We start from the raw sequence: 21,489 nt of genomic DNA on the forward strand, positions 1-21,489 counted from the left end.
CTGGTCGCCCTGGTTGACCCTGAGCACGCGACCGACAGGTTTGCCCGGACCCCAAGCGAGACGGTCCTGATGATCGCAGTTCCCGAGCCGGGACGCCTGACCGTCGTCACCGGCCAGAGCCGCAAGAAGCCAGACGCGCCCCGCCTGCAGATCATCCTGGAGCGCGTCGAGCCCCATCGCCGCTAGAGGGCCCTTGCAGGTTCGGCAGGATCGGGCACAGATTAAGGTATGCGTAACGCTAACCTTACCCTGATCGGCCTCTGGACCTTTCGCCTGGCGATCGTCCTTTCGATGATTGTGGTGGACGATCCTTTCCGCCTCGCTGCTGCGGCCCTGCTGCTGGCGCTACAGATTCCACTGCACGCCCGGATCAGTATGCAGGGCGTCCGGGCCGCCCGATCCGCGCGATCCGCGCGGGCGGCTATCGTCGAAGTGGGCACGGGTTGGCCAGCTGGCAACGCCTAGACCGGCTTGAGAACTTCCTGCGGCCCCGCCGGCAGTTCAACGAGAATCGCATCACCGGCGGCGACCTGGCCACCGGTGATGATGACCCCCATCACGCCGGCTTTTCTCACAGGATTGCCTTCTGAATCGCGACCGAGACAGGCAGCCATAAGGCCCGGCTGGAGCTCATCAAGCTGGTAGCATGGGTTCCGCAACCCGGTGATCTGCACAACCACCTCCGGTCCGATCCGCAGCATCGCGCCGCGACAGAGGCCCAGAAGATCTACGCCGCGCGTGGTGATATTCTCGCCCATCAGCCCCGGGCGAACCTGAAACCCACGTTCAAGCAATTCGTCGTGAAGTTCGGCGTGGATCAGATGAACCTGCCGAAGATTGGGCTGGGTCGGATCCCGGGCCACGCGGCTGCGATGTTTCACCGTGGCCCCGAAGTGAGCGTCACCTTCCACACCGCAGCCTGCGACCATTCGAATGACGGCGCAGTTGGGTTTGTCAGGACCATGGGTCGCCTTGCGGCTGACGGCAACGACCGACGATGACGTCATGAGTTCGGTGCCCTGGTAACAACAGGAGCTGTGGGATCGACCTCAGCGGGCGCCTTGTAGCTCGGTGGAGGCGGCGCTTCGGGCAATGAAAGTGCAGGCGCATTCAACGCCTCGTTGGTGGCTGCTGCACTTTCTGTCGCCGGTTTGACCCGAGGGGCAGGCTGCACGCGTGCCGGCGTTGCAACACCGGGTGAGGTTCGCGGCGTCGAGTTTGAGGGCAAAGGCGCAGCTTCGGGCTTTGTCGCGACCTGCGGAATTGGCGCCATCGGAGCCGGCGCCGGCGCGCTGGCCGGGGCAATGGCCGACAATTCAAGCTTCGACGCCAGCCGCGCCTCCTGCACCCGGCTCAGCAGCATCGCCAGGCCAAGGATCCCGGCGACACCGACCATCGTCGCTATCGCGGCAGGCCATACAGACCGCTTGGCCCTGTAACGAGGTTTACGGGGCGGCGTAACGATCACTGGCGAGACTTCGAACGGTTCCTGCGGGTCAGGGTCCTGGGCTGGAGGTTCTGCGAAAGTCGGCGGGAGAGACTGAGGATCCTGTAAGGGCGCTGCCGGGACTTGTGGGCTTGTCAGGCCCGGGGGCGCCGGCGGCGCACCACCGCCGATGTCCATGCGGCTTGCGGGTGCAGCTTCGATCGGTCGAACGAACACCGGCGTGATCGTATGAGGTGGAGTAGGCAAAGATGGTTCCGGTACGGCAGTTTTCGGCATCGGCCCCACCCGGAATGGGGCCTGCGGCATCTTCGGCCAGGCGCTTTTTCGGGCGAAGGGGTTGTCGTCGGGTTCGTCGGTCATGGATACAGCATCTTGCGGACGGTTGGCTGCACTATGGCCCGATCCGGACCTGTCTGCCGATCAAGATCAACAGATAGAACGGGATGGCTACCGATTCCCGCAAACACATCGCGATCCAGTGGCGCCAGGAGGCCCCGCCGCGTCCTCGGGGAACAGGACCTCTTGCGCTCCTGACGCCGTGGAACGCGAGCCCGAGGCGAATTCGCGGCAAATGATAGGCGTCACTGCAAACGACGACCACCGAATGTCCTGCACGATGGACCTGTTGCGTCGCCGCCGTGATGTTCTGGAGTGTCGTGAGGCTTGCATCGTCCCTCAGCAGACGGTCATGAGCAACGCCTGCGGCAAGCAAGTGATCATAGATGATGGACGCTTCGGTGGGCCCCGCGCGCTGGGCGCCGCCCGAACACAGGATCGGCGCGTCGGGATGCTGGCCAGCGGCAGCCATACCAAACGAGATCCGCCGCAGAAGAGCCGGAGAAGGATGACCGTCGGGCTGAAGCGCTGCGCCGAAGATCACAATCAGAGGGGAATCGGCCACGACAGGTCCAGCCGGGCGCAAAATCTACCCGTTCAGGGGCGGGTGATAGTTTTCCACCAGATCCTGCCGCTCGGCCTCCCTTACGGCGCGGGTGACATTCAATCGGGTCAGCAGCGTCGCAGCCGCAAACTTGCGGCGGGCCTTCTCCAGATCGGCCCGCCAGCTCTGGCTGGCCAGGTTGTCGGTTTCGCCCGCAAAGACAACGTTGGCGCCTTCGCTGGTCAGCTCGGCGATCACATAGTTGGCGCCCGCCGGTGGCAGGAAGCGGTTCTCATCCAGGTGGCTGTAGCGGTATCGGGTCCCGGAGGCCCCGGCGAGGTCGAACTGACGCGTCACTCTGAACTCCTGCTGGGACTTGGGCCGTTCTCGCCCGAACGATCAAGCGGCTCAGAATCAACTCCCTGTACATACGCTATGGACTGGGATCAAAACTTGCCTGAGCTTGGCTGTCAGCTTCCGCCGCACTTTTGCGACGACTGAGGAACAACCCGCGCCATATGAACGTTTGGGGCGCACTCGTCTCTGTTAATGTGACTTTCAATCAAAGGTGCGCCTCAGCCACACGCTACGGGCTGGACCGCCGCCCACAGTGCTGAAACAACACGAGTATGCAAGGACCGGCTGAATTCAGTCTGCAGGATACAACGGGCGGCCAGACGGCTGTGCTCGCTGGCGACTGGACGACCACTCATCTCGGCACCTGTGGTGATGAGTTGCGAGACGCAGTCCGCGTGCGAAGTGATGTGACTTTCGACCTTGATGCGGTTCGACGGATGGACACTGCGGGCGCCTTTGCCGTGGTCCGCGCCGCTGGTGAAAAATTCGATCTGACGCGAGTAAAGGCGAAACCCGAAACGCGGCGCCTGCTGGAACTCGTGGACGCGGCATACCGCGTAAAGCCGGTGGTGCGAAAGGAACCCGAGGGCTTCAATCAGCTCACAATCCGGGTCGGGCGTGGCGTCGTCAGCCTGGGAGAAGAATTCCTCGACACGATGGCGTTCCAGGGTCGCTTGCTGGTCGCTACCGTGCGGATGATCGGGCGGCTGGTGACAGCACCAGGTCGAATTCGGTGGGCGCCGATTTTCTCCCAGATGGAACGGTCCGGACTGGACGCCATTCCCATTGTAGCGGTCACGACCTTCTTTGTAGGTTCGGTTGTCGCTCTGTTGGGGGTCAACCTGCTCCAGCAATTCGGCGCCGAAGTCTTTGTGGTGGAACTGATCGGCGTAGCGATGATCCGTGAATTCAACATCGTGATCACTGCCGTCCTGCTGTCGGGCCGCTCGGCCTCGGCCTTCGCGGCGGAGCTCGGGTCCATGAAAATGACCCAGGAGGTAGACGCCATGCAGGTGATGGGGGTGGATCCTTTCGAAGCCCTGGTGCTACCCCGCCTGATTGCAATGCTGATAACCATTCCACTTTTGACCTTCATCGCGACCCTGGCCGGTTTGCTTGGGGGTCTGGTGGTCACCTGGTCGATGCTCGGGCTGGGCCCCGTTTTCTTCCTGCAGCGTATCGTGGAAAACGTTGGCTCGACTCACTTCTTTGTCGCTCTGGTCAAGGCGCCGTTCATGGCCGCAACCATTGCCGGTATCGGCTGTCGCCAGGGTCTGCTGGTGGGCGGCGATGTTGAGTCTCTGGGGCGACGCGTGACGGCCGCGGTGGTCCACGCGATCTTCGCAATCATAATGCTGGACGCGATCTTCGCCGTCATTTTCATGCAGCTGGACATATGACCGAGACCCGCCCTGGCCGGAATGCGACGGACGAGGAACTTCTGGATCAGGAGGGTCCCGCGATCGTCATCGAAGGCCTTTGCACCCGGTTCGGCGATCACGTTGTACATGAAAATCTGGATCTCACGGTACGCAGGGGCGAGGTTCTTGGCATCGTTGGCGGCTCGGGATCAGGTAAGTCTGTTCTGCTCAACAGCATCATCGGACTACGCCAACCCGACGCAGGGTCGATCACCGTCTTCGGCCAGCAACTCCAGCGCGCCTCGCGTCGCCGCTGGAGCGCGCTGGAGCGGTCGTGGGGCGTACTGTTTCAGGGCGGCGCCCTGTTCTCCAATCTGACAATTCGTGAGAATGTCGCGGCGCCTATGCTGGAACACACTCGCCTCTCGCGACACGATGCCCACGAGCTTGCGGATCTGAAGATCGCCATGGCGGGGCTACGACCCGAAGCCGGATCTTTGAAACCTTCGGAGTTGTCCGGCGGCATGCGAAAACGCGCAGGCTTGGCCCGCGCCCTGGCGCTGGATCCGGAACTTGTCTTCCTGGACGAGCCGACTGCGGGCCTGGATCCGATCGGCGCAGCGGCCTTCGATGAATTGCTCAAGGACCTTTGCGACAGTCTGGACCTTACCGTCTTCATGATCACACACGACCTCGACAGCCTCTACAAAGTCACCGACCGTGTGGCGGTGATCGCCGACAAGACCGTGGTGGCGGTGGCCCCGGTTCGCGAGCTGGAACATTCAGAACACCCGTGGATTCAGGAATACCTTTTGGGCGAACGCGGTCGCGCGGCGCGGGGCGGTGGCAGGGGATCTGAGGGCTGATGGAAAAGAACGCCAACTATGCGTTGGTCGGCCTGTCCACGCTGATCCTGACCGTCGCGCTGATGGTCTTCGTGGTCTGGCTGGCGCGCTTGAACTTCAATGCGGAGTACGACCTCTACGACATCGTTTTCGAGGGTCCTGTCCGGGGCTTGACTGAAGGCGGCGAAGTTCATTTCAACGGCATCAAGGTCGGTGAGGTTACCAAGATCGAGTTGGACCCATCAAACCCCAAGAACGTTGTTGCTCGAGCGCGGGTGACCGGCGATGTGCCAATCCGGATCGACTCCTACGCAACCCTTGAGCCTCAGGGCATCACCGGCCTCAACTATGTCCAGATCATCGCCGGAACCTCAACGAAGCAGCTCCTGAAGGACTATTCCGCCAAGCGCTGCACCCGCATCGGTGGCGGTTGCGTTCCCCGACTGGCCAGTCGGCGCAGCACGTTCTCCGACCTGCTGGAGGGCGGGGGAACAGTGCTGACCCGCTCGATCGAGGCCCTGGATCGGGTGAACCGTGTGTTGTCGGATCAGAACGTCCGTACGTTCTCCGCTGCGCTCTCGGATGTCCAGGCTGTGACGGCAGAGCTGCGCGAGCGCAAGGCCCTGCTCGCGGACGTGCAGAGCGCCGTTCAACGGCTGGAAGAGGCGACGGCCGAGATCGCGCTTCTCTCGAAAACCACGCGCGATGTGGTGGACGGCGACGGTCGCCGGGCCATTCGTAGCCTGGCTGACGCCGCCAGGGAGACACAGGTCACGGCCAGGGAGATACGCACCATGGCGGAGAAACTTCAGGGGCCGACTTCTGACTTCGCCATCAACGGCCTGCCGCAGGTCACGGCAGCGGTAATCCAGCTGCAGACCTCGGCCGAATCTCTTGAGCGCCTGATCAATGAGGTTCAGTCGAGCCCCACCGGCGCATTGGTCAAACCGCCTGCCAAGGAAGTGAAAGTCCCGAAATGAGGCCCGCCTCCACCACGCTCCGAATGGTCGTTCTGACCACCATATCCTTGGCCCTGAGCGGATGCATCACCCTGCTGCCCAAGGCGAAGCCGGTGGACCTCTACCGGTTTGGCCAACCGGTATCTGCCGGGGTCGAGACAGTACAGACCGGGACAGTTGGCGTTGTCCGCGCAACGGGAGGGTTTCAGCGCGAGGCCGCCGGCGACCGGCTGGTGACGATCGCGTCGGGCAAGGTGGCGCTGATCGCTGAAGCCCGCTGGGTGACCCCCGCCGTCACACTCTGGGACGAGGCCGTCCTGGCGGCGTTTGATGCCGATAACGGTCGCGTACGGCTGATCGCGCGGGGCGAACCCGGGCGCGCAGCCTATGTGCTGCGCTTGGACGTCCGCAACTTTGAAGTACTCTACGAAAAGGGTCCAAAAGCAGCGCCGACCGTATTGGTTCGTGTACGCGCAGCGCTCACGTCAAACGCGGACCGCGGCCTTGTCGGTGAGCGGATCTTCGAAGCCAGGATCACGCCCTCGGACAACAAACTCTCAGAGATCGTTCCGGCCTACGACCGCGCCGTGGCTGAGGTTCTTAAGCAGGTGATCGGCTGGACCAAAGAGCTGGCGATTCCGGCCTAAGCTACCATCCCCGCCTGCCGCTTCGCCGCCGTGATCGTGTTCTGCAGCAGCACTGCCACGGTCATTGGCCCGACCCCGCCCGGGGCCGGCGTTATCCAGCCGGCGACGCCCAGTGCTTCCTTATAATGCACATCCCCCACGATCTTGGTCTTGCCAGCGGCAGCCTGTTCGGGATTGTCAAACGGCACACGATTGATGCCGACGTCGATCACGCAGGCGCCGGGCTTTATCCAGTCGCCGCGGATCATCCGGGGACGACCCACGGCGGCCACCAGAATATCGGCCTCCCGGCAGACCGACGGTAGATCGACGGTGCGCGAGTGGGCCATGGTCACGGTGCAGTCTGCGGCCAGCAGCAGCTGGGCGATCGGTTTGCCTACGAGAAGGGAGCGCCCCACCACAACGGCGCGTTTGCCCGTAAGGTCGCCCAGGGTCTCGCGCAACAGGATCAGGCACCCTGTCGGCGTGCAGGCCACCAACGATGGAAGTCCCGCCACGAGCCGACCTGCGTTGATCACGCTCAGGCCATCCACGTCCTTGTCCGGACTGATAGCGGCGATCACCGCGCTCTCGTCCAGATGTTTCGGCAACGGCAGTTGCACCAGAATGCCGTGGATCAAGGGGTCGACGTCAAGTTCGCCAACCAGCCGCAGCAGATCCTCCTGCCGGGTGTCGGCCGGCAACCGATGGGTGACCGAATGCATACCTGCCGCCAGCGACTGCTCGCCCTTTGACTTCACGTAGCCCTGCGAGGCGGGGTCGTCACCCACCAGCACGACCGCCAACCCGGGCTGCAGCCCGCGCTCGGTCTTCAGCCGCGCCACTTCTGTCTTGACTCTGGTCAGCAGGCGTTCGGCATGGACCCTGCCGTCGATGATCCTGGCGGTGGTTTCAGTCATGTGGCGCTGGTAGCGCCTGCGGCCCCGACGCGCAATCGCAGCCAGGCGACGACCGCCCAGGCGTGGGACTCCCGATCCAGCCGAAGAAGCGCATCGAACGGCGCCAGCCAGACGAGTTCGTGATCCTCCTCGATCTTCAAGGCCGCATCCTCGCCCGCCACCCGGCCAGCGAAGAACGCGCCGCGCGTATTTCGGACGACGCCGTCGTGGTGCAGAAAGAAATGGTCGGCGCGGATGAAGGGCGCTGCGTCGAGGGCGACGACGAGACCAGCTTCCTCACCGCACTCACGGATTGCAGCCTGAACCTCGGTTTCGCCCGGATCAATCCCGCCGCCCGGCAGATGCAGCAGATGCCCTCGCCCCAGCCAGGGTACGCGCACCAGAGCGATAAGGCCGCCCCGCTCAATTACGGCGAAGGCGGCCGGACGATCCGGGCAGGCAGACTCATCTTCGGCAGCCCCGAATTGCGGGATCGCCATCAGTCGACCGAGGAGAGTGCGACGTAGGGGTTGACCTTGCCCGACAGCACATCCTGTACTGCGATAGGTCGCCATCCGACTTTGGTGGTGGCGCTGGCTCGCCAGGCTTCAACAATCAGGTCCCGAAGCTCCGAGGCGCCCTCTGCCAGTCGGGCCGTCGCGAAGGTGCCGCCGCGCGGATCGCCCGGCTTCATGCCGCCAGCCTTCTCCATCTCGTAGAGCGGGATGACCTGGTCGCGTGACTTAAGCAGATAATCCGTCACCCGTTGTTCGATAGGGCAGTAACAGCTTCGGAACGGCGCGACGGCCTTTGCGACATCAACCTGCGACACGCGGGATTTGACCATTTCTCCCTCGAAGGGAGCATGGATACGGGCCGTCGTATAGCCATTCGGGTTCGGATAGTCACCCCAGCCGTTGTAATGGATCGACACGTGGAGGGGCTGACTGCCATCGCCCACGAAATGGGACAGCTCGCCTATGTCCTTGAGGATTAGCGCCTCCCGCCGGCGGATGTCTTCCTTGAACCAGACCCTGTTGCCTTTCCAGGCGGGGTTGACGATGGCAGCGTTCAGGACGCGCCAGTAGGCCAGATTTATGGTGAGCTGCTGGTAGCGGTCGATGATGGCGTAAGGCAGGTAGCCAGCCTTCCACTCATCCAGATTGAACAGCCGAAGTTGCGTGGCGTAGTCGGCCCGGGTGACGGCCAGAGGGACCATCATCGGGCCGCCCAGCAACTTGCCCTGTTCGTCGATGTCGATGAAGTGCGCGCCCTCGCGGTCGGTATCATGCAAACGCCCGGCCCCCTTGTGGCGATCCGGCTCACGGGAGAGTTCACCGACGTCGAGGATGGTTCTCGGGCTACGCAGGAAACCCGGCAACTCGCCTGGCAGGCTGCGCATCGCCTCCTGGCCGATCATCCGGTGACCACTCCCGCCCCAGGCCAGGGCACCGCCGGGCGCAGTGGCGAGCAGGGCAGCAACGGCAAGAGCGACGAGGCGTTTCATGGACCGCATTTGCGCTGTCGATCCCGGCCAAGGCAAGGCGCTTTCAGTTGATCTTCAAAACCTGTTCAACGCGCTCGATCCAGCCAGTGACGTGCGGGTAGTCGGCCAGGTCAAAACCGCCCTCCCCGGCCATCCGCGTATAGGCAACCAGGGCCACGTCGGCGAGGCTGACATGATCGCCAACCAGAAAGGCTGAGGTAGCCAGACCGTCCTCCAGACGTTGCAACGCCGCCCGGCCACGTTCCACCAGTCGCGGCTCGAGGTCGGCTACCGCCTTGCCCTGATAGCGCACCTGAAACCGCGCCACCGCTACATAGGGCTCGTGGCTGTATTGCTCCCAGAACATCCACTCCAGCATGCGGGCGCGGTCATAGGATTCGACCGGGATCAGCGCCGAGCCTTCGGCCAGATGCAGGATGATGGCGTTGGATTGCGACAGCGCCCGACCGTCATCGAGAACGACGACAGGCACCTGGCCCGCTGGATTCATCGCCAGGAAGTCCGGCGTGCGAGACTCACCTTTCATGATGTCGACCTCGATCCAGTCGTACGCAAGACCCAGAAAATCCGCTGTCCAGGCCACCTTCAGGCAATTCCCCGAGATCCGATCTCCATAGATTTTCATGATTTCTGCGCTCCATCTGGCGGCGAGGAATCGTGTGAAACCCAAATGTAAGCAAGGCAGCCTGCTATGCAAACGCTGTGAGTTTTTCTCGCAGTTCTCGCCAAGTCGGCTTTCCGATGTTGCCCCGTTAAGGCTTAGCGGGTAGGAAGACGTCACTCCAGTCAACCGACGAAGGAGACGCCGTCCATGCGACGCCGCCTCGCCGCCCTGGCAGCCTTTTCCGCCCTTTCCCTGTCATTCGGTGCACAAGCTTCGACTGGCGATCCCGTGGGCGATCTGATCACGTCCGTAATCTCGGGCGCCCTGCCCGGCGCCGGGGTCTTCAACGTGAAGGCCACACTGTATCACGCCGGCGCCAAGGGTGTAGGTTCGCTAGACAGTCTTGGTTGCCGCGTTGTGCCCATGCGCACCCTGGCTGTGGACAAGTCCATCATTCCCCGCCGCACCGTGGTCTTTATCAAGGAGACGGTGGGCCTGAAGATGCCTGACGGCGAAAAGCATGACGGCTACTGGTATGCTTCTGACGTTGGCGGCGCGATCAAGGGCAAGCGCATCGACCTCTACACCGGGCATAGCGCCGCCTCGATGCAACCGATGAGGGGCCTGAACCTGGCCACCCTCACCGCGGTAAAGGTCGGCAATTTCACAGGCTGCCCGCCGAAGTAGAATCCTCCCTCCCGGTTTTGGGGGGATAAGGACAGAATGCTCCACAAGCCCAGTTTCCACGTGTTCACTGGCGGCCCGGTCGTCGGCAAGATCGCGCTCATCGGTTATCTGAAAAGCCGTGGCGAACATGTCGTAGAAGAATCCGCGCGGACGGTGATCCGTGGACAGGTCGCAGCCAATGGCAAAGGCGTCCCCTCGGTCGATCCGAACCATTTCGCAGACCTCACAGCCGCCCGCGCAGCATTCGTCCTGACCGCTGTCGGGTAGAGGCCGCTTACGTTTCCACGAACGCCCGCTCGAGCACGAAGTCACCGGGGCTGGCCAGCGAGCCCTCGACGTAACCCAGATCCAGTAGTTGCTGCTTCAGATCGACCAGCACGGAGGGGCCGCCGCAAAGCATCACCCGGTCCTCCGCAGGATTGAACGGCGGCAGGCCCAGATCGCGGAACATCTGGCCCGAAGCGATCAGGTCCGTTATCCGACCCTGGGTCTTGAAAGGCTCCCGCGTGACTGTAGGGTAGTACTTCAGCTTGGGGCCAATGAGTTCGCCCAGAATTTCGTCCTGAGCCAGTTCGTGGTCGAGCAAACCCGCATAGTTGAGGTCCGCGATGCGACGCACGGTGTGGGTCACGATCACGTCGTCGAACCGGTCATAAACCTCTGGATCACGCGCCAGCGACAGCCAGGGCGCCAGACCTGTGCCGGTGCCCAGCATATAGAGCCGCTTGCCAGGCTTCAGGCCGTCCAGCACCAGCGTGCCGGTGGGCTTGCGACCGATGAGCACCTGGTCGCCAACCTTGATGTTCTGCAGACGCGAGGTCAGCGGGCCGTCTGGAACCTTGATCGAATAGAATTCTAGTTCCTCGTGCCATGACGGCGAGGCGATGGAATAGGCGCGCAACAGCGGTTTGCCGTCGTCCTTCATTAGGCCGACCATAACGAACTGCCCGCTGGAAAACCGCAGGGCCGCGTCGCGTGTCGTGCGGAACGAGAACAGGGTGTCGGTCCAGTGCTGGACCCAGGTCACCGTCTCCACGAAGAAGGCGCCCGACGCCTTGAGCGCCGGCTGAACCAAACTCACATCATTCATCCCGAAAGCCCTAGATGTCGCCGCCGACGTTGTTGGGCGTCCCCGGCGAACGCGCCACATGGATACCGCACTCGGACTTGTCCAGCCCTTTCCAGCGCCCGGCCCGCACATCTTCGCCTTCTGCCGCCGGTTGGGTGCATGGCCAGCAGCCAATCGACGGGAAACCCTGCGCCACCAGCGGATGCGCCGGCAGGTCGTGCTCGGCCACATAGGCGTCGAGGTTCTCCTTGCCCCAGTTGGCAAGGGGGTTGAACTTCAGCTTGCCTTCAGAGGCCTCCACCACCGCCAGGCTCAGCCGGTCGCCCCCATGGAAGCGCTTGCGTCCGGTGAGCCATCCATCGAAGTCGCCCAGCGCCCGGTCCAGCGGCAATACCTTGCGGATGTTGCAGCAGGCATCGGTATCGGTCTCCCAGAGCTTGGCCAGCGGGTCGCCGGTGGCGAGGTCCTGGTGGGCGGGGCGCAGGTCGCGCACATCGGTCAGACCCAGTCGGGCTGCCAGTTGCCGCCGATAGTCCAGTGTCTGGCCAAACAGCATGCCGGTGTCGAGGAACAGCACCGGGATGTCCGGCTTAACCTTGGCGGCGACATCGAGCAACACGGCGGACTCGGCCCCGAAGGATGACACCAGCGCCAGCCTGTCGCCAAGCTGGGCGACCGCAGCTTCGAGAATTGTTCGGGGATGAGCGTGTCGCAGTTCGGCGTCCAGCAGAGCGGCGAGGCTGCGGGTATGATCAAATACGTCGTAGGCCAAGGTCACGCCTCCCGCTCCAGATAGACCGGCGCGCGCGCGTCAGAAGCCCGCTGGAACACATGACGATAGCGAAGCGTCGCGGCCTGCCATTCGTTGTCCGATGCGCCGTCGGCGGGCTCGAAGGCGTCAAATCCCACCCGCAGCAGGAATCCCGCCTGCTCACGCAGGACATCGCCCACAGCCCGCACCTGGCCCTTGAAGCCGTAGCGTTCCCGCAACAGGCGTGCATTTGAATAGGATCGACCGTCGCCGAACTTGGGGAAGTCCAGCGCCACAACCGACAGGCGCGGCAGGTCGTAGGCCAGCGCTTCGACCTCCTGATCGGCCAGAAGCTTCACGCCCACGCGCCGGCCTTGCGACAGGAGGCTCTCTCCCTCGGCCTGAAAGCGAGTCAGCGACAGGAGCAGGTCGCCGTCCGGAAGGTCCTGATCGTCGGCCACGAACACGAAGCCGTCGTCGACCCCACGGGCGGCCCCGTCGATCATCTCAATGAGCGTCGGCATATACAGCCTCCTTGAAGGGCGCGACGCCAGCACGGCGGAAGGTGTCGAGGAAGCGTTCGCCAGGCTCGCGCTCGCGGAGATAGACCTCGACCAGAGTGTCGACGGCGCCCGCCACCCGATCATAGGGCAAGGCCGGGCCTAGCATCGCACCCAGTGAGGCGTCTTCGGCGCCAGAGCCGCCCAGGGTAAGCTGATAGAATTCCTCACCCTTCTTATCGACGCCCAGGATGCCGATGTGACCCACGTGGTGGTGGCCGCAGGCGTTGATGCAGCCACTGATCTTGATCTTCAGCTCACCGACGTCCTCGGCTCGGTCAGGATCGCGAAACTTCCCGGCGATGAGTTGGGCGATGGAAATGGCGCGCGCATTGGCCAGTGCGCAGTAGTCCAGTCCGGGACAGGCGATGATGTCGCTGACCAGATTGATGTTTGGCGTCGCGATCCCGGCGTCGCGCAGCGCGGCCCACACCTCCGGGACATCATCCAGCTTCACGTGTGGCAACACCAGGTTCTGCTCATGCGTCACCCGGATGTCTCCATGACCATAGCGCTCACCCAGATCGGCCACGACATCCATCTGATCGGATGTAGCGTCGCCAGGGGTTTCACCGATGCCCTTCAGGCTGATCTCGACGATGGCATAGCCCGGACGCTTGTGGGGTTTAAGATTGTTTCGGGCGAAACGCGCCAGCGCCGGCGTCACCGCCTTGGCCGCCTCGAGGGTCTCTGATCGGGGCGGCAGAGTCTCGAAATCGACCGTCGCGAAGGCGGCTCGTATCCGGGCGACCTCGGCATCCGGTAGATTGATGTCCGCGCCGATCTTCGCCCATTCGGCGTCGACCTGGCGGGTGAATTCCTCGGTTCCGAGGGCGGCGACCAGGATCTTGATCCGGGCCTTGTACTTGTTGTCCCGGCGGCCATGCCGGTTGTAGACGCGAAGGATCGCCTCAACGTACGACAGAAGCTGGTCCACCGGCAGGAACTCGCGGATGGTCGGACCCACATAGGGTGTGCGCCCCATACCGCCGCCGACGATCACCTCAAAGCCCAACGCCCCGTCTCTCCCGCGACGCATGACCAGGCCAATGTCATGGACACGAGCCGCTGTCCGGTCCTTCGGCGATGCCGTGATGGCGAACTTGAACTTGCGCGGCAGGAACGAGAATTCCGGGTGGAACGTTGACCATTGCCGGAGCACCTCGGCCCACACCCGTGGATCATCCACCTCCTCGGCGGTGGCTCCTGCGTAGGGGTCGGCAGTGACATTGCGGATGCAGTTCCCGGACGTCTGGATCGCATGCATGTCGACCTCGGCCAGATGATCCAGAATGTCCGGCGTGTCGCGCAGCTTGATCCAGTGGAATTGCAGATTGGTACGCGTGGTGAAGTGGCCGTAGCCCTTGTCATAGGTCCGCCCGATCCAGGCCAGCTTGCGCATCTGGGTCGGGTTCAGCGAGCCATAGGGGATCGCTACCCGCAGCATGTAGGCATGCAGTTGCAGGTAGAGGCCGTTCATCAGCCGCAGCGGCTTGAACTGGTCTTCGGTCAATTCTCCAGAGAGGCGGCGCTCCACCTGACCGCGGAACTCGGCCGCACGGTCGGCGACCATGGCCTTGTCGAGGGTGTCGTACTGGTACATCGGCCTCTACTTCGTCCGCTTGATGAGGTTGACACGACCAGTGGAGCGCGAGGCGCCATGCGCCTGCTGCAGGGCCGCGATCACGGTGCCGCCTTCGGCCTGCTTTCCGTGATGGAGATGGTTGGTTGGCCCAAGCGCCCGGATCCGCTCGCGGTAGCTGAGCGGCGTCCAGACGCCTTGCGACTCGACAAGATCGATCAGATAGACGTCGATGACGACAGTCGGCTGCCCCTTCCCGGCCATTTCGGCCTCGGGACCGGCAGGGTCATCGTCTGCAAAAAGATGGGCGTCGGCGAACCGCTCGACCCACTGGCCGGCGTTCCAGAAGACGACGTCACCATCCGACAGGCGATTTGCGGTCAGGGCCTTCATGCTCGCGCCTCCAGACGTGTAATTTCCGGAGCCTCGACAATCGCGCCGACCTGAGCCATCGCCATGGCTTCACCGACGATCAGCATGGCGGGGCCGTTCAGGACTGCGGCGGCCTCGGCCAAGTCGGTCAGGGTGGTGATCACCCGGCGCTCATCAGCGCGGCTGGCGTTCTCGACGATCAGGGCAGGTGTTGATCCGGCGCGGCCAGCCGCCATCAGACGGGTGGCGATCAACGCCGCCATCGAAAGGCCCATGTAGATGACAACCGTCTGGTTGGCGCGTGCCAGCCCCGCCCAGTTCAGATCCGGCTCGCCGCCTCTGGCTGCGTGGCCGGTGACGAAGGTGACGGCCTGGGCAGATTGCCGATGGGTGAGTGGGGCACCCGCGGCAGCGCTGGCAGCTAGCGCCGCCGTGACGCCCGGCACGACGTGGGCCTCGACGCCCGCATCGCGGCAAGCCTGCAACTCTTCGCCGCCGCGCCCGAACATGAATGGATCGCCGCCCTTTAACCGGACCACGTTCAGGCCCTCCAGCGCGAAGGCCACCAGCATCCGGTTGATCTCATCCTGAGAGTAGGAATGGCGCGACTTGCGTTTGGCCACGGAGATCCGGCGGGCGGCGGATGGGGCCAGATTCAGGATCTCGTTCGATACCAGTCCGTCATGGACCACCACCTCTGCGGCTTGCAGCACTCTAAGGGCCTTCAGCGTCAGCAGTTCAGGATCGCCTGGTCCCGCGCCCACAAGCCAGACCTGTCCGGCACTCCGGGCCGGCCGCACGCCGCCCAGCAGGACAAGCCGCCGCGCCCGTCTCGCCCTATCGCAACTCTCACTCATGATTAGCTTCTCTAACGATCCTTGCAGAGGCGGGCTCTTGCGGCACACCCAGACGTCCGTCGCACTGGATTCCCCGCCGGAAAAGGGGCGATACACCGGTGGACGCTTGCAATAAGGCGCTCCAGAGCCCAATTCGCAACCCGAGGACTTCTGCCCGGGGTGTCAGGAAAACTTGATGGATCGCAACCACCAGCGGCGGCGGCTGCCGCCTCTGAACGCTCTGCGCGCGTTCGAGGCTGCGGCGCGGCATCTCAACTTCAGCCGGGCCGCCGATGAACTCTCGGTGACGCCCGGCGCGGTAAGCCAGCAGATCCAGAACCTGGAAGACTATGTCGGCGCCGCTTTGTTCAAACGCACCCCCAAGGGACTGTTGCTGACTGATGCGGCCCAGACCGCCCTGCCCGCACTCCGGGAAGCCTTTGATCGGCTCGCCGAAGCGGCGTCTCTCCTGACTGCCGCTGTGGATGGCCGTCGCCTCACGATCACGGCACCGCCCTCCTTCGCCGCGAAATGGCTGGCGCCCCGGCTAGGCGCTTTCGAGCGTGTGCACCCGCAGGTTGACATCTGGCTTAACGCCGGCATGGAACTGGTGGACCTGACTGCCGGGGAAGTGGATCTGGCGCTGCGCTACGGCGCAGGGCGCTATCCGGGGCTGGAGGTCAAGCGACTGGTTAGCGAGGCGGTGATCCCGGTGATCAGCCCCGCACTTCTGGCTGAGCAGGCTCTGGAGAACCCCGAGGATCTGGCCAATCACATCCTGCTGCACGACGGCTCCCCGGAGATCGACGACAGCTGTCCGGACTGGTCAATGTGGCTGGCGGCGCGAGGGCTGCGCGGTATTGATGGCCACCGAGGGCCGCGCTTCAACCAGTCAAGTCTTGTGATCGAGGCTGCGGCCAACGGGCGCGGGGTGGCACTGGCAAAGCGCACCCTGGCCCAGGCCGATCTGGACGCCGGGCGGCTGGTCGCGCCCCTGCAGATCTCCACTGCGGTCGATTTCGCCTACTATCTGGTTCACCCCAAGGCCAAGGGGCGGCTTCCACAGGTGAAAGCGTTCATCGGCTGGATCGAGGCCGAGGCGCTGGCCCATGAGGCCGCGTTGGCCGCCATCGACAACGGCGCCGGAATTTGACCCTCACCGCCTACATGGTTTCTGCTGCGGCGCTGGTCTCGACCCAGGCACCCGCACCGGCCGGCGCTGAAGCAGCCCGCTCGCCGTTCGTCGAACGTTTGCGCATGCTCGCACAGCTCCAGTCGCTGAACGCCGACCTGCTCAGCCGCGACAGCGCTACGGCCGTGCTGCAAACACTCTGCGCCCGGCGCGACCCCAACGCGCCACCCATCCGGGCCCGCCGTCTCGTCGTTACGGCCAACGCTGAACAACTTGCCGAGGCGCGGCGGGAACTCGGCGCCCGGCCCGATGAACCGGTGGTCCATCGCCGGGTCGAACTGATATGCGGATCCGAGATTCTGTCGCGCGCCGACAACTGGTACCTGCCCGACCGACTGACAACGACGATGAACCACGCGCTCACCACCACCGACACACCCTTCGGCGTGGCGGTACAGGCTCTGCGGTTCCAGCGCCGCACCCTGGCGTCCCGACTGATGTTCACGCCGCTGCCTACCGGCTGGGAAACCCGCGTGGCCGCTGACTTCGACCTCGCCTCGCCGCCGCCAGCTGACGTGTTGGAGCATCGCGCGGTCTTGCAAACGCCCGACGGTCGTCGCTTCAGTCTGCTGGTCGAAGTTTATACAAACCAGATATTTACGAGATAAATTTCACGTATTCCCGGATCGCCCCCTGTACCTCGGCCAGAGCCGCCAACACCTCCGGCGCCCGCGACGGATCACAGGCCTCGGCCCGATGGGCCGCCTCCCCCAGCGCTACCGCGCCAATGCCACGCGCCGCGCCCTTGATTGTGTGATTGAGGTCTCGCCAACCCTCACCGGGATCGCCAAGCCGGACCGTCCAACCGTCTGCCTGCCCGAGAAACAGCGCCAGCACCTCGGTGATCACCTGCCGATCGCCACCGGTGTAGGTTTCCAGATACTCAAAATCCACAGGACCGCCGCTCATGTCTCGGACACACTTTTCATAGAACCAGAATTCAACGCGGGTTCGCGCCATCCGGCAAGCCAGGCTGCCAAAGGCACTTGGCAAGGCCGCCCGTCTGCGAGAGGTTTCCTGAAACACAATAAGGATGCGCCGCCATGAACGCCCGCGTGAAAACGCCCGACACCGTAGCCTGGCACCTTCAGGGCAACTGGGCGCCGGTGCTGGACGAGATTGATGCCGGACCTCTGACCGTGACCGGCGAAATCCCCCGGGAGCTCGTCGGCGACTATGTACGCGCCGGCATGAACCCACGCTCGGGGCACAGCGACCACTGGTTCGCCGGCACCGGTATGCTACATTCGGTGCGTCTGGCGGACGGGCAAGCGCACTATCGCAACCGGTTCGTGCGCACCCCCTATTACGACGGTGACCTGACCCTGATGGGCGGCATGTTCGATCCCGCCGCCTCGCCGGCCAACACCAACATCATCCGCCATGCCGGCCACATGCTGGCGCTGGAGGAGACCCACCTGCCCTGGGCCGTGGATTCAGACCTGAACACTCTGGGCGCCCACACCTTCGGCGGCGTCCTGAACAGCTCCATGACCGCTCACCCGCGCCAGTGCCCGGTGACTGGAGAACTACTGTTCTTCGGCTACCAGTTGGCCAAGGCGCCGTACCTCACCTACTACCGGGTCGATGCGGCCGGCGTTATGGTGGAGGCTGAGCCCATCGACCTGCCGAACCCGGTAATGATGCACGACTGGAACGTCACACGGAATCACGTGGTGTTCATGGACTTGCCCGTGGTGTTCGACCTGAAGGCCGCCATGCGAGGCGAGCCGCCGCTGGCCTTCCGGCGAGAAGCTGGCGCCCGGCTGGGGGTGATGAAGCGCAATGGCGCGGGCGGCCAGGTTCGGTGGTTCGAGATCAATCCCTGCTACGTCTTCCACCCGGTCAACGCCTACGAGGAGGGCGACACCATCGTCATCCATGTGTGCCGCCAGGAGCACGCCATGGCCGGAGGTTTCGAGAACCTCTACGGGGGCGAGGCCACCACAGGGCGTCTGTGGCGCTGGACCATAGATCTGGCCAAGGGCACAGCGAAGGAAGAGCAGATCGACGACGTCGCCGCTGACTTCCCGCGCGTGAACGACAGCCTGGTCGGGCTGAAGGCCCGGTTCGGCTACACCGCCAGTCTTAACGCCAAGGCGCCCAGCCTGACACTTGGCCAGTACCTCTACAAATATGACCTGGGCAGCGGTGCGCGGATCACACGGGACTTCGGCGCTTCCAGCCGGCTTGGCGAGCCGATCTTTGTGGCCCGGGAAGGCGCCACGGCCGAGGACGAAGGCTGGGTGATGGCGCTCAGCCACGACGAGGCGACCGACGAGTCCCGACTGACGATCCTGAACGCCCAGGATTTTAATGGCGCGCCGGCCGCGACCATCACCATGCCACGTCGGATCCCGTATGGCGCCCACGGCAACTGGATGCCGACATAGGCCTCAGATCTCGATCAGATTGCGGCCCACGATCACCTTACCGCCGAGATCAGCGCGCGGCGGCTGACGACTATATCACTCGCAGCCGCGCCACCGCAGCTTCCGCCTGACCAAGGCTGCGGTCGATGGTCTGCACAAGGGCCTGGAGGTCGACCCCTTCGGTACTCTTCTTGCCTTCAAGGTAGCGGGCGTAAACCCCGTGGTTGATTGCCGCCGTCTTCCAGCGATTGAAGCCGATATAGTAGTCGAGCCGGGACAGATCGCGGCCAGTTCGTTCGGCATAGCGATGGGCCAGCTCCGTGCGGGTCGGGAAGCCGGCGACCGACGTTGGACTCAACGGATTGGGCGGCAAAGGGTCGGTAGGATCGGGCCACTGATTCAGGGCGTAGGCGAGGTCCGCCAGAGGATCGCCCAGGGTCGATATCTCCCAATCCACCACCGCCGCGACCGTGCCGTCGGCGCCAAACAGGCAGTTGTGAACACCATAGTCGCCGTGCACCACCCTGGCCGGGCCCTGATCCGGCAAGTTGGCCAGAAAGAACGCCTGGAGGCTGTGAGCGCGGGGATCGTCCAGCTGGGCGGGTTCGATGGACGCCGTCCAGGAACGATACCAGGTCTTGAGCTGGCGGGCGATGTAGCTGTCGGTTTTTCCCAGATCGCCCAGTCCGACCGCTTCCGGGTCCAGGGCATGCAGCGCCGCCAGGGCGTCGACAAACGAATGCCCCATGGCAGTGCGCCTGTCCTCCGGAATCCAGCGCCGCGTGTCGTCGGCGTTGTAGAGGGGATGGCCGTCGATGTGGCCCATCAGATAGAACTTCGCGCCTGTGACAGAAAGGTCTTCACAGAACCCCAGCGCGGCAGGCACCGGCACCGCGGTCCCTGAAAGCGCGCGGATGAGCGACCACTCTCGCGACATATCATGCGCCTTGGGCAGCAATTCTCCCAGCGGCGGACGCCGGATGACTGCGGCCCGTCCATCAGCGTCGTCGATGCGCCAGGTCAGGTTGGAGTGGCCACCCAGCAGGCGGGTCCACCGGAATGGCGTCCGCAAGGCGGGCACGTGCGCCTGGATCCAGGCCTCGACGGCAGGAACATCGTAGCCGGGCGTCGTCGTGGTGGCGGTCATGAAACCAGGGTCCCTCACCGGCACGCTAGACCGGACCCAAGAGCGGTTCCAGACCCCATTTGCCATCGCCGGAAAGGGCCTCGACGGAAATCCTCATTGCAAAACGGCGGCGCGAACGTTTACGGCTTGACTGATGGGACGCGGGTTCTAGTCATTTCACTCACAAATTCAGGGAGAACAGCATGCGTGAAGCCGTCATTGTGTCCTACGCCCGCACGGGCCTGGCGAAATCCGGTCGTGGCGGATTCAACATCACCCCGCCGATGTCGATGGCGGCCCACGCCATCAAGCACGCCGTCGAGCGTTCGGGCGTCGAGGCGGACTTCGTGGAAGACTGCTACATGGGTAACAACGCCCACGGCGCAGCCAACATCGGTCGTCAGGCAGCGTTGCTGGCCGGGATGCCCGTGACCACCGCCGGCGTCACCGTCAACCGCTTCTGCTCCTCGGGACTGCAGACCATAGCCATGGCCGCCAACCACATCCGTGGCGACGGGGCAGATTGCGTTGTGGCCGGGGGCGTGGAAAGCATTTCGATCCCGGGCGGCGGCATGCCACGCGAAGCCATCGATCCGGACCTGCTGAAAGCCGCGCCGGATATCTTCATGGCCATGATCGATACCGCCGACATCGTGGCCAAGCGCTATGGTCTGAGCCGCGAGTATCAGGACGAGTTCTCGCTGGAGTCCCAGCGTCGCATGGCCGCAGCCCAGCAGGCGAACAAGTTCAGGGACGAAATTGTCCCGATGAAGACCAAGATGAAGGTGGTCAACAAGGAGACCAAGGAAGAGTCGATCATCGACTATGTGGTGGACAAGGACGAGTGCAATCGTCCTGACACCACCATGGAAGGCCTTTCCAAGCTCCCGCCGGTGAAGGGCGAAGGCAACTTCATCACCGCCGGCAATGCCAGCCAGCTATCTGACGGCGCCGCCATGGTGGTGTTGATGGAAGCCAAGGAGGCCGAGCGTCGCGGTCTTGAGCCTCTCGGCCGGTTTGTGTCGTGGGCCGTCGCCGGTTGCGAGCCTGACGAAATGGGCATCGGGCCGGTGTTTGCGATCCCGAAGCTGTTGGCGCGCCAGGGCCTGAAGGTCGACGACATCGACCTGTGGGAACTGAACGAAGCCTTCGCCAGCCAGTGCCTCTACAGCCGCGACAAGATGGGTATCGACCCGGCAAAGTACAACGTCAACGGCGGCTCGATCGCCATCGGCCACCCCTTCGGCATGACGGGCGCCCGCCTCACCGGTCACATCCTCCAGGAAGGCCGTCGCCGCAAGGCCAAGTGGGGCGTGGTGACCATGTGCATCGGCGGCGGCCAGGGCGGCGCCGGCCTGTTCGAAATCTATAGCTGATCCGAATTCCTGAATGAGCCCGGGTGTTTCGGCCATCGCGGCCGGGACGCCCGGGCGTTTTCATGCCTGCGTGGTGACGCG

General features: G+C 63.9%; 28 protein-coding genes. 13 read left to right on the plus strand and 15 right to left on the minus strand.

The genetic code is table 11. The features are described 5' to 3' along the window. On the plus strand, positions 1-186 hold a 186-nt coding region (locus ACIQ3B_RS10550; RefSeq protein WP_397402311.1), incomplete at its 5' end, for a hypothetical protein. A 42-nt stretch (positions 187-228) separates the two neighbouring features. Then, entirely contained in the window at positions 229-465 is a 237-nt protein-coding gene (locus ACIQ3B_RS10555) for a hypothetical protein (RefSeq protein WP_397402313.1), read from the plus strand. Here ACIQ3B_RS10555 and ACIQ3B_RS10560 read toward each other — a convergent pair. Continuing rightward, positions 462-1,007, minus strand: a complete 546-nt coding sequence (locus ACIQ3B_RS10560; RefSeq protein WP_397402315.1) for an MOSC domain-containing protein — start codon at positions 1,005-1,007, stop codon at positions 462-464. The two genes, ACIQ3B_RS10555 and ACIQ3B_RS10560, sit on opposite strands and share 4 nt — an antisense overlap. A gap of 117 nt (positions 1,008-1,124) precedes the next feature. Between ACIQ3B_RS10560 and ACIQ3B_RS10565 the strand changes: the two genes are divergently transcribed. Next, positions 1,125-1,439 carry a hypothetical protein gene (locus tag ACIQ3B_RS10565; RefSeq protein WP_397402317.1) on the plus strand — a complete coding sequence of 105 codons (315 nt, stop codon included), beginning with the start codon at positions 1,125-1,127 and terminating at the stop codon, positions 1,437-1,439. A gap of 399 nt (positions 1,440-1,838) precedes the next feature. Here the strand turns inward: ACIQ3B_RS10565 and ACIQ3B_RS10570 are convergent, their stop codons facing one another. Together ACIQ3B_RS10570 and ACIQ3B_RS10575 are read right to left on the minus strand one after the other, a co-directional pair. Further along, positions 1,839-2,348 carry a YdcF family protein gene (locus tag ACIQ3B_RS10570; RefSeq protein ID WP_397402319.1) on the minus strand — a complete coding sequence of 170 codons (510 nt, stop codon included), beginning with the start codon at positions 2,346-2,348 and terminating at the stop codon, positions 1,839-1,841. A 24-nt stretch (positions 2,349-2,372) separates the two neighbouring features. Continuing rightward, positions 2,373-2,684 carry a hypothetical protein gene (locus ACIQ3B_RS10575; protein WP_397402320.1) on the minus strand — a complete coding sequence of 104 codons (312 nt, stop codon included), beginning with the start codon at positions 2,682-2,684 and terminating at the stop codon, positions 2,373-2,375. 272 nt (positions 2,685-2,956) lie between these two features. Between ACIQ3B_RS10575 and ACIQ3B_RS10580 the strand changes: the two genes are divergently transcribed. Genes ACIQ3B_RS10580 through ACIQ3B_RS10595 form a run of 4 tightly spaced genes read left to right on the plus strand, consistent with a single transcriptional unit; the run spans position 2,957 to position 6,496 of the window. Further along, complete coding sequence (locus ACIQ3B_RS10580; RefSeq protein ID WP_397402322.1) at positions 2,957-4,084, plus strand: MlaE family lipid ABC transporter permease subunit; 1,128 nt, start codon at positions 2,957-2,959, stop codon at positions 4,082-4,084. Continuing rightward, entirely contained in the window at positions 4,081-4,911 is an 831-nt protein-coding gene (locus tag ACIQ3B_RS10585) for an ABC transporter ATP-binding protein (protein WP_397402324.1), read from the plus strand. The genes ACIQ3B_RS10580 and ACIQ3B_RS10585 overlap by 4 nt, the downstream gene beginning before the upstream one ends. Beyond that, complete coding sequence (locus ACIQ3B_RS10590; protein WP_397402326.1) at positions 4,911-5,870, plus strand: MlaD family protein; 960 nt, start codon at positions 4,911-4,913, stop codon at positions 5,868-5,870. Before ACIQ3B_RS10585 ends, ACIQ3B_RS10590 begins: the two co-directional genes overlap by 1 nt. Continuing rightward, entirely contained in the window at positions 5,867-6,496 is a 630-nt protein-coding gene (locus tag ACIQ3B_RS10595) for an ABC-type transport auxiliary lipoprotein family protein (protein WP_397402328.1), read from the plus strand. The genes ACIQ3B_RS10590 and ACIQ3B_RS10595 overlap by 4 nt, the downstream gene beginning before the upstream one ends. Here the strand turns inward: ACIQ3B_RS10595 and folD are convergent. The 4 genes from folD to ACIQ3B_RS10615 are packed head-to-tail and all read right to left on the minus strand — an operon-like array spanning position 6,493 to position 9,506. Beyond that, on the minus strand, positions 6,493-7,395 hold the full coding sequence (folD, locus tag ACIQ3B_RS10600; RefSeq protein WP_397402330.1) for a bifunctional methylenetetrahydrofolate dehydrogenase/methenyltetrahydrofolate cyclohydrolase FolD: 903 nt from the start codon (positions 7,393-7,395) through the stop codon (positions 6,493-6,495). The two genes, ACIQ3B_RS10595 and folD, sit on opposite strands and share 4 nt — an antisense overlap. Beyond that, complete coding sequence (locus ACIQ3B_RS10605) at positions 7,392-7,874, minus strand: NUDIX domain-containing protein (RefSeq protein WP_397402332.1); 483 nt, start codon at positions 7,872-7,874, stop codon at positions 7,392-7,394. Before ACIQ3B_RS10605 ends, folD begins: the two co-directional genes overlap by 4 nt. Beyond that, positions 7,874-8,881: a S1/P1 Nuclease gene (locus ACIQ3B_RS10610; RefSeq protein ID WP_397402334.1), complete on the minus strand. Its 1,008-nt coding sequence runs from the start codon at positions 8,879-8,881 to the stop codon at positions 7,874-7,876. The genes ACIQ3B_RS10605 and ACIQ3B_RS10610 overlap by 1 nt, the downstream gene beginning before the upstream one ends. A gap of 43 nt (positions 8,882-8,924) precedes the next feature. Continuing rightward, positions 8,925-9,506, minus strand: a complete 582-nt coding sequence (locus ACIQ3B_RS10615) for a glutathione S-transferase family protein (protein WP_397402336.1) — start codon at positions 9,504-9,506, stop codon at positions 8,925-8,927. 186 nt (positions 9,507-9,692) lie between these two features. Between ACIQ3B_RS10615 and ACIQ3B_RS10620 the strand changes: the two genes are divergently transcribed. Next, entirely contained in the window at positions 9,693-10,172 is a 480-nt protein-coding gene (locus ACIQ3B_RS10620) for a 3D domain-containing protein (protein WP_397402339.1), read from the plus strand. Between the two features lie 36 nt (positions 10,173-10,208). Further along, positions 10,209-10,439, plus strand: coding sequence for an AAA family ATPase (locus tag ACIQ3B_RS10625; protein WP_397402341.1), 231 nt, complete (start codon positions 10,209-10,211; stop codon positions 10,437-10,439). 7 nt (positions 10,440-10,446) lie between these two features. Here ACIQ3B_RS10625 and ACIQ3B_RS10630 read toward each other — a convergent pair whose 3' ends face one another. Genes ACIQ3B_RS10630 through cobA form a run of 6 tightly spaced genes read right to left on the minus strand, consistent with a single transcriptional unit; the run spans position 10,447 to position 15,363 of the window. Continuing rightward, complete coding sequence (locus ACIQ3B_RS10630) at positions 10,447-11,262, minus strand: ferredoxin--NADP reductase (RefSeq protein WP_397402342.1); 816 nt, start codon at positions 11,260-11,262, stop codon at positions 10,447-10,449. Positions 11,263-11,272: 10 nt separating this feature from the next. Beyond that, positions 11,273-12,013 carry a phosphoadenylyl-sulfate reductase gene (locus ACIQ3B_RS10635; protein WP_397402388.1) on the minus strand — a complete coding sequence of 247 codons (741 nt, stop codon included), beginning with the start codon at positions 12,011-12,013 and terminating at the stop codon, positions 11,273-11,275. 2 nt (positions 12,014-12,015) lie between these two features. Further along, positions 12,016-12,516 (minus strand): DUF934 domain-containing protein, encoded by a 501-nt coding sequence (locus ACIQ3B_RS10640; RefSeq protein ID WP_397402344.1) that lies wholly within the window; start codon positions 12,514-12,516, stop codon positions 12,016-12,018. Then, on the minus strand, positions 12,500-14,155 hold the full coding sequence (locus ACIQ3B_RS10645; protein ID WP_397402346.1) for a nitrite/sulfite reductase: 1,656 nt from the start codon (positions 14,153-14,155) through the stop codon (positions 12,500-12,502). The genes ACIQ3B_RS10640 and ACIQ3B_RS10645 overlap by 17 nt, the downstream gene beginning before the upstream one ends. A 6-nt stretch (positions 14,156-14,161) precedes the next feature. Then, positions 14,162-14,527, minus strand: a complete 366-nt coding sequence (locus ACIQ3B_RS10650; RefSeq protein WP_397402348.1) for a DUF2849 domain-containing protein — start codon at positions 14,525-14,527, stop codon at positions 14,162-14,164. Further along, on the minus strand, positions 14,524-15,363 hold the full coding sequence (cobA, locus tag ACIQ3B_RS10655; RefSeq protein ID WP_397402350.1) for a uroporphyrinogen-III C-methyltransferase: 840 nt from the start codon (positions 15,361-15,363) through the stop codon (positions 14,524-14,526). Before cobA ends, ACIQ3B_RS10650 begins: the two co-directional genes overlap by 4 nt. Positions 15,364-15,538: 175 nt before the next feature. On the opposite strand from cobA, the gene gcvA reads away from it, so the two are divergent. Beyond that, positions 15,539-16,495: a transcriptional regulator GcvA gene (gcvA, locus tag ACIQ3B_RS10660; protein WP_397402352.1), complete on the plus strand. Its 957-nt coding sequence runs from the start codon at positions 15,539-15,541 to the stop codon at positions 16,493-16,495. After that, entirely contained in the window at positions 16,492-17,142 is a 651-nt protein-coding gene (locus tag ACIQ3B_RS10665) for a hypothetical protein (protein ID WP_397402354.1), read from the plus strand. The genes gcvA and ACIQ3B_RS10665 overlap by 4 nt, the downstream gene beginning before the upstream one ends. On the opposite strand, the gene ACIQ3B_RS10670 is transcribed toward ACIQ3B_RS10665, so the two are convergent. Then, positions 17,132-17,443 carry an Hpt domain-containing protein gene (locus ACIQ3B_RS10670; RefSeq protein ID WP_397402356.1) on the minus strand — a complete coding sequence of 104 codons (312 nt, stop codon included), beginning with the start codon at positions 17,441-17,443 and terminating at the stop codon, positions 17,132-17,134. The genes ACIQ3B_RS10665 and ACIQ3B_RS10670 overlap by 11 nt on opposite strands. Before the next feature lie 134 nt (positions 17,444-17,577). On the opposite strand from ACIQ3B_RS10670, the gene ACIQ3B_RS10675 reads away from it, so the two are divergent. Further along, on the plus strand, positions 17,578-18,927 hold the full coding sequence (locus ACIQ3B_RS10675) for a carotenoid oxygenase family protein (protein ID WP_397402358.1): 1,350 nt from the start codon (positions 17,578-17,580) through the stop codon (positions 18,925-18,927). Positions 18,928-18,997: 70 nt separating this feature from the next. On the opposite strand, the gene ACIQ3B_RS10680 is transcribed toward ACIQ3B_RS10675, so the two are convergent. Further along, positions 18,998-20,053 (minus strand): phosphotransferase family protein, encoded by a 1,056-nt coding sequence (locus ACIQ3B_RS10680; protein ID WP_397402360.1) that lies wholly within the window; start codon positions 20,051-20,053, stop codon positions 18,998-19,000. A gap of 182 nt (positions 20,054-20,235) precedes the next feature. Here ACIQ3B_RS10680 and ACIQ3B_RS10685 point away from each other — a divergent pair, with 182 nt between their 5' ends. Then, positions 20,236-21,408 carry an acetyl-CoA C-acyltransferase gene (locus tag ACIQ3B_RS10685; RefSeq protein WP_397402362.1) on the plus strand — a complete coding sequence of 391 codons (1,173 nt, stop codon included), beginning with the start codon at positions 20,236-20,238 and terminating at the stop codon, positions 21,406-21,408. The last annotated feature ends 81 nt before the right edge of the window (positions 21,409-21,489 follow it).

The sequence above is a fragment of the Phenylobacterium sp. genome (genome assembly GCF_044358365.1).
Classification (GTDB): Bacteria; Pseudomonadota; Alphaproteobacteria; order Caulobacterales; family Caulobacteraceae; genus Phenylobacterium.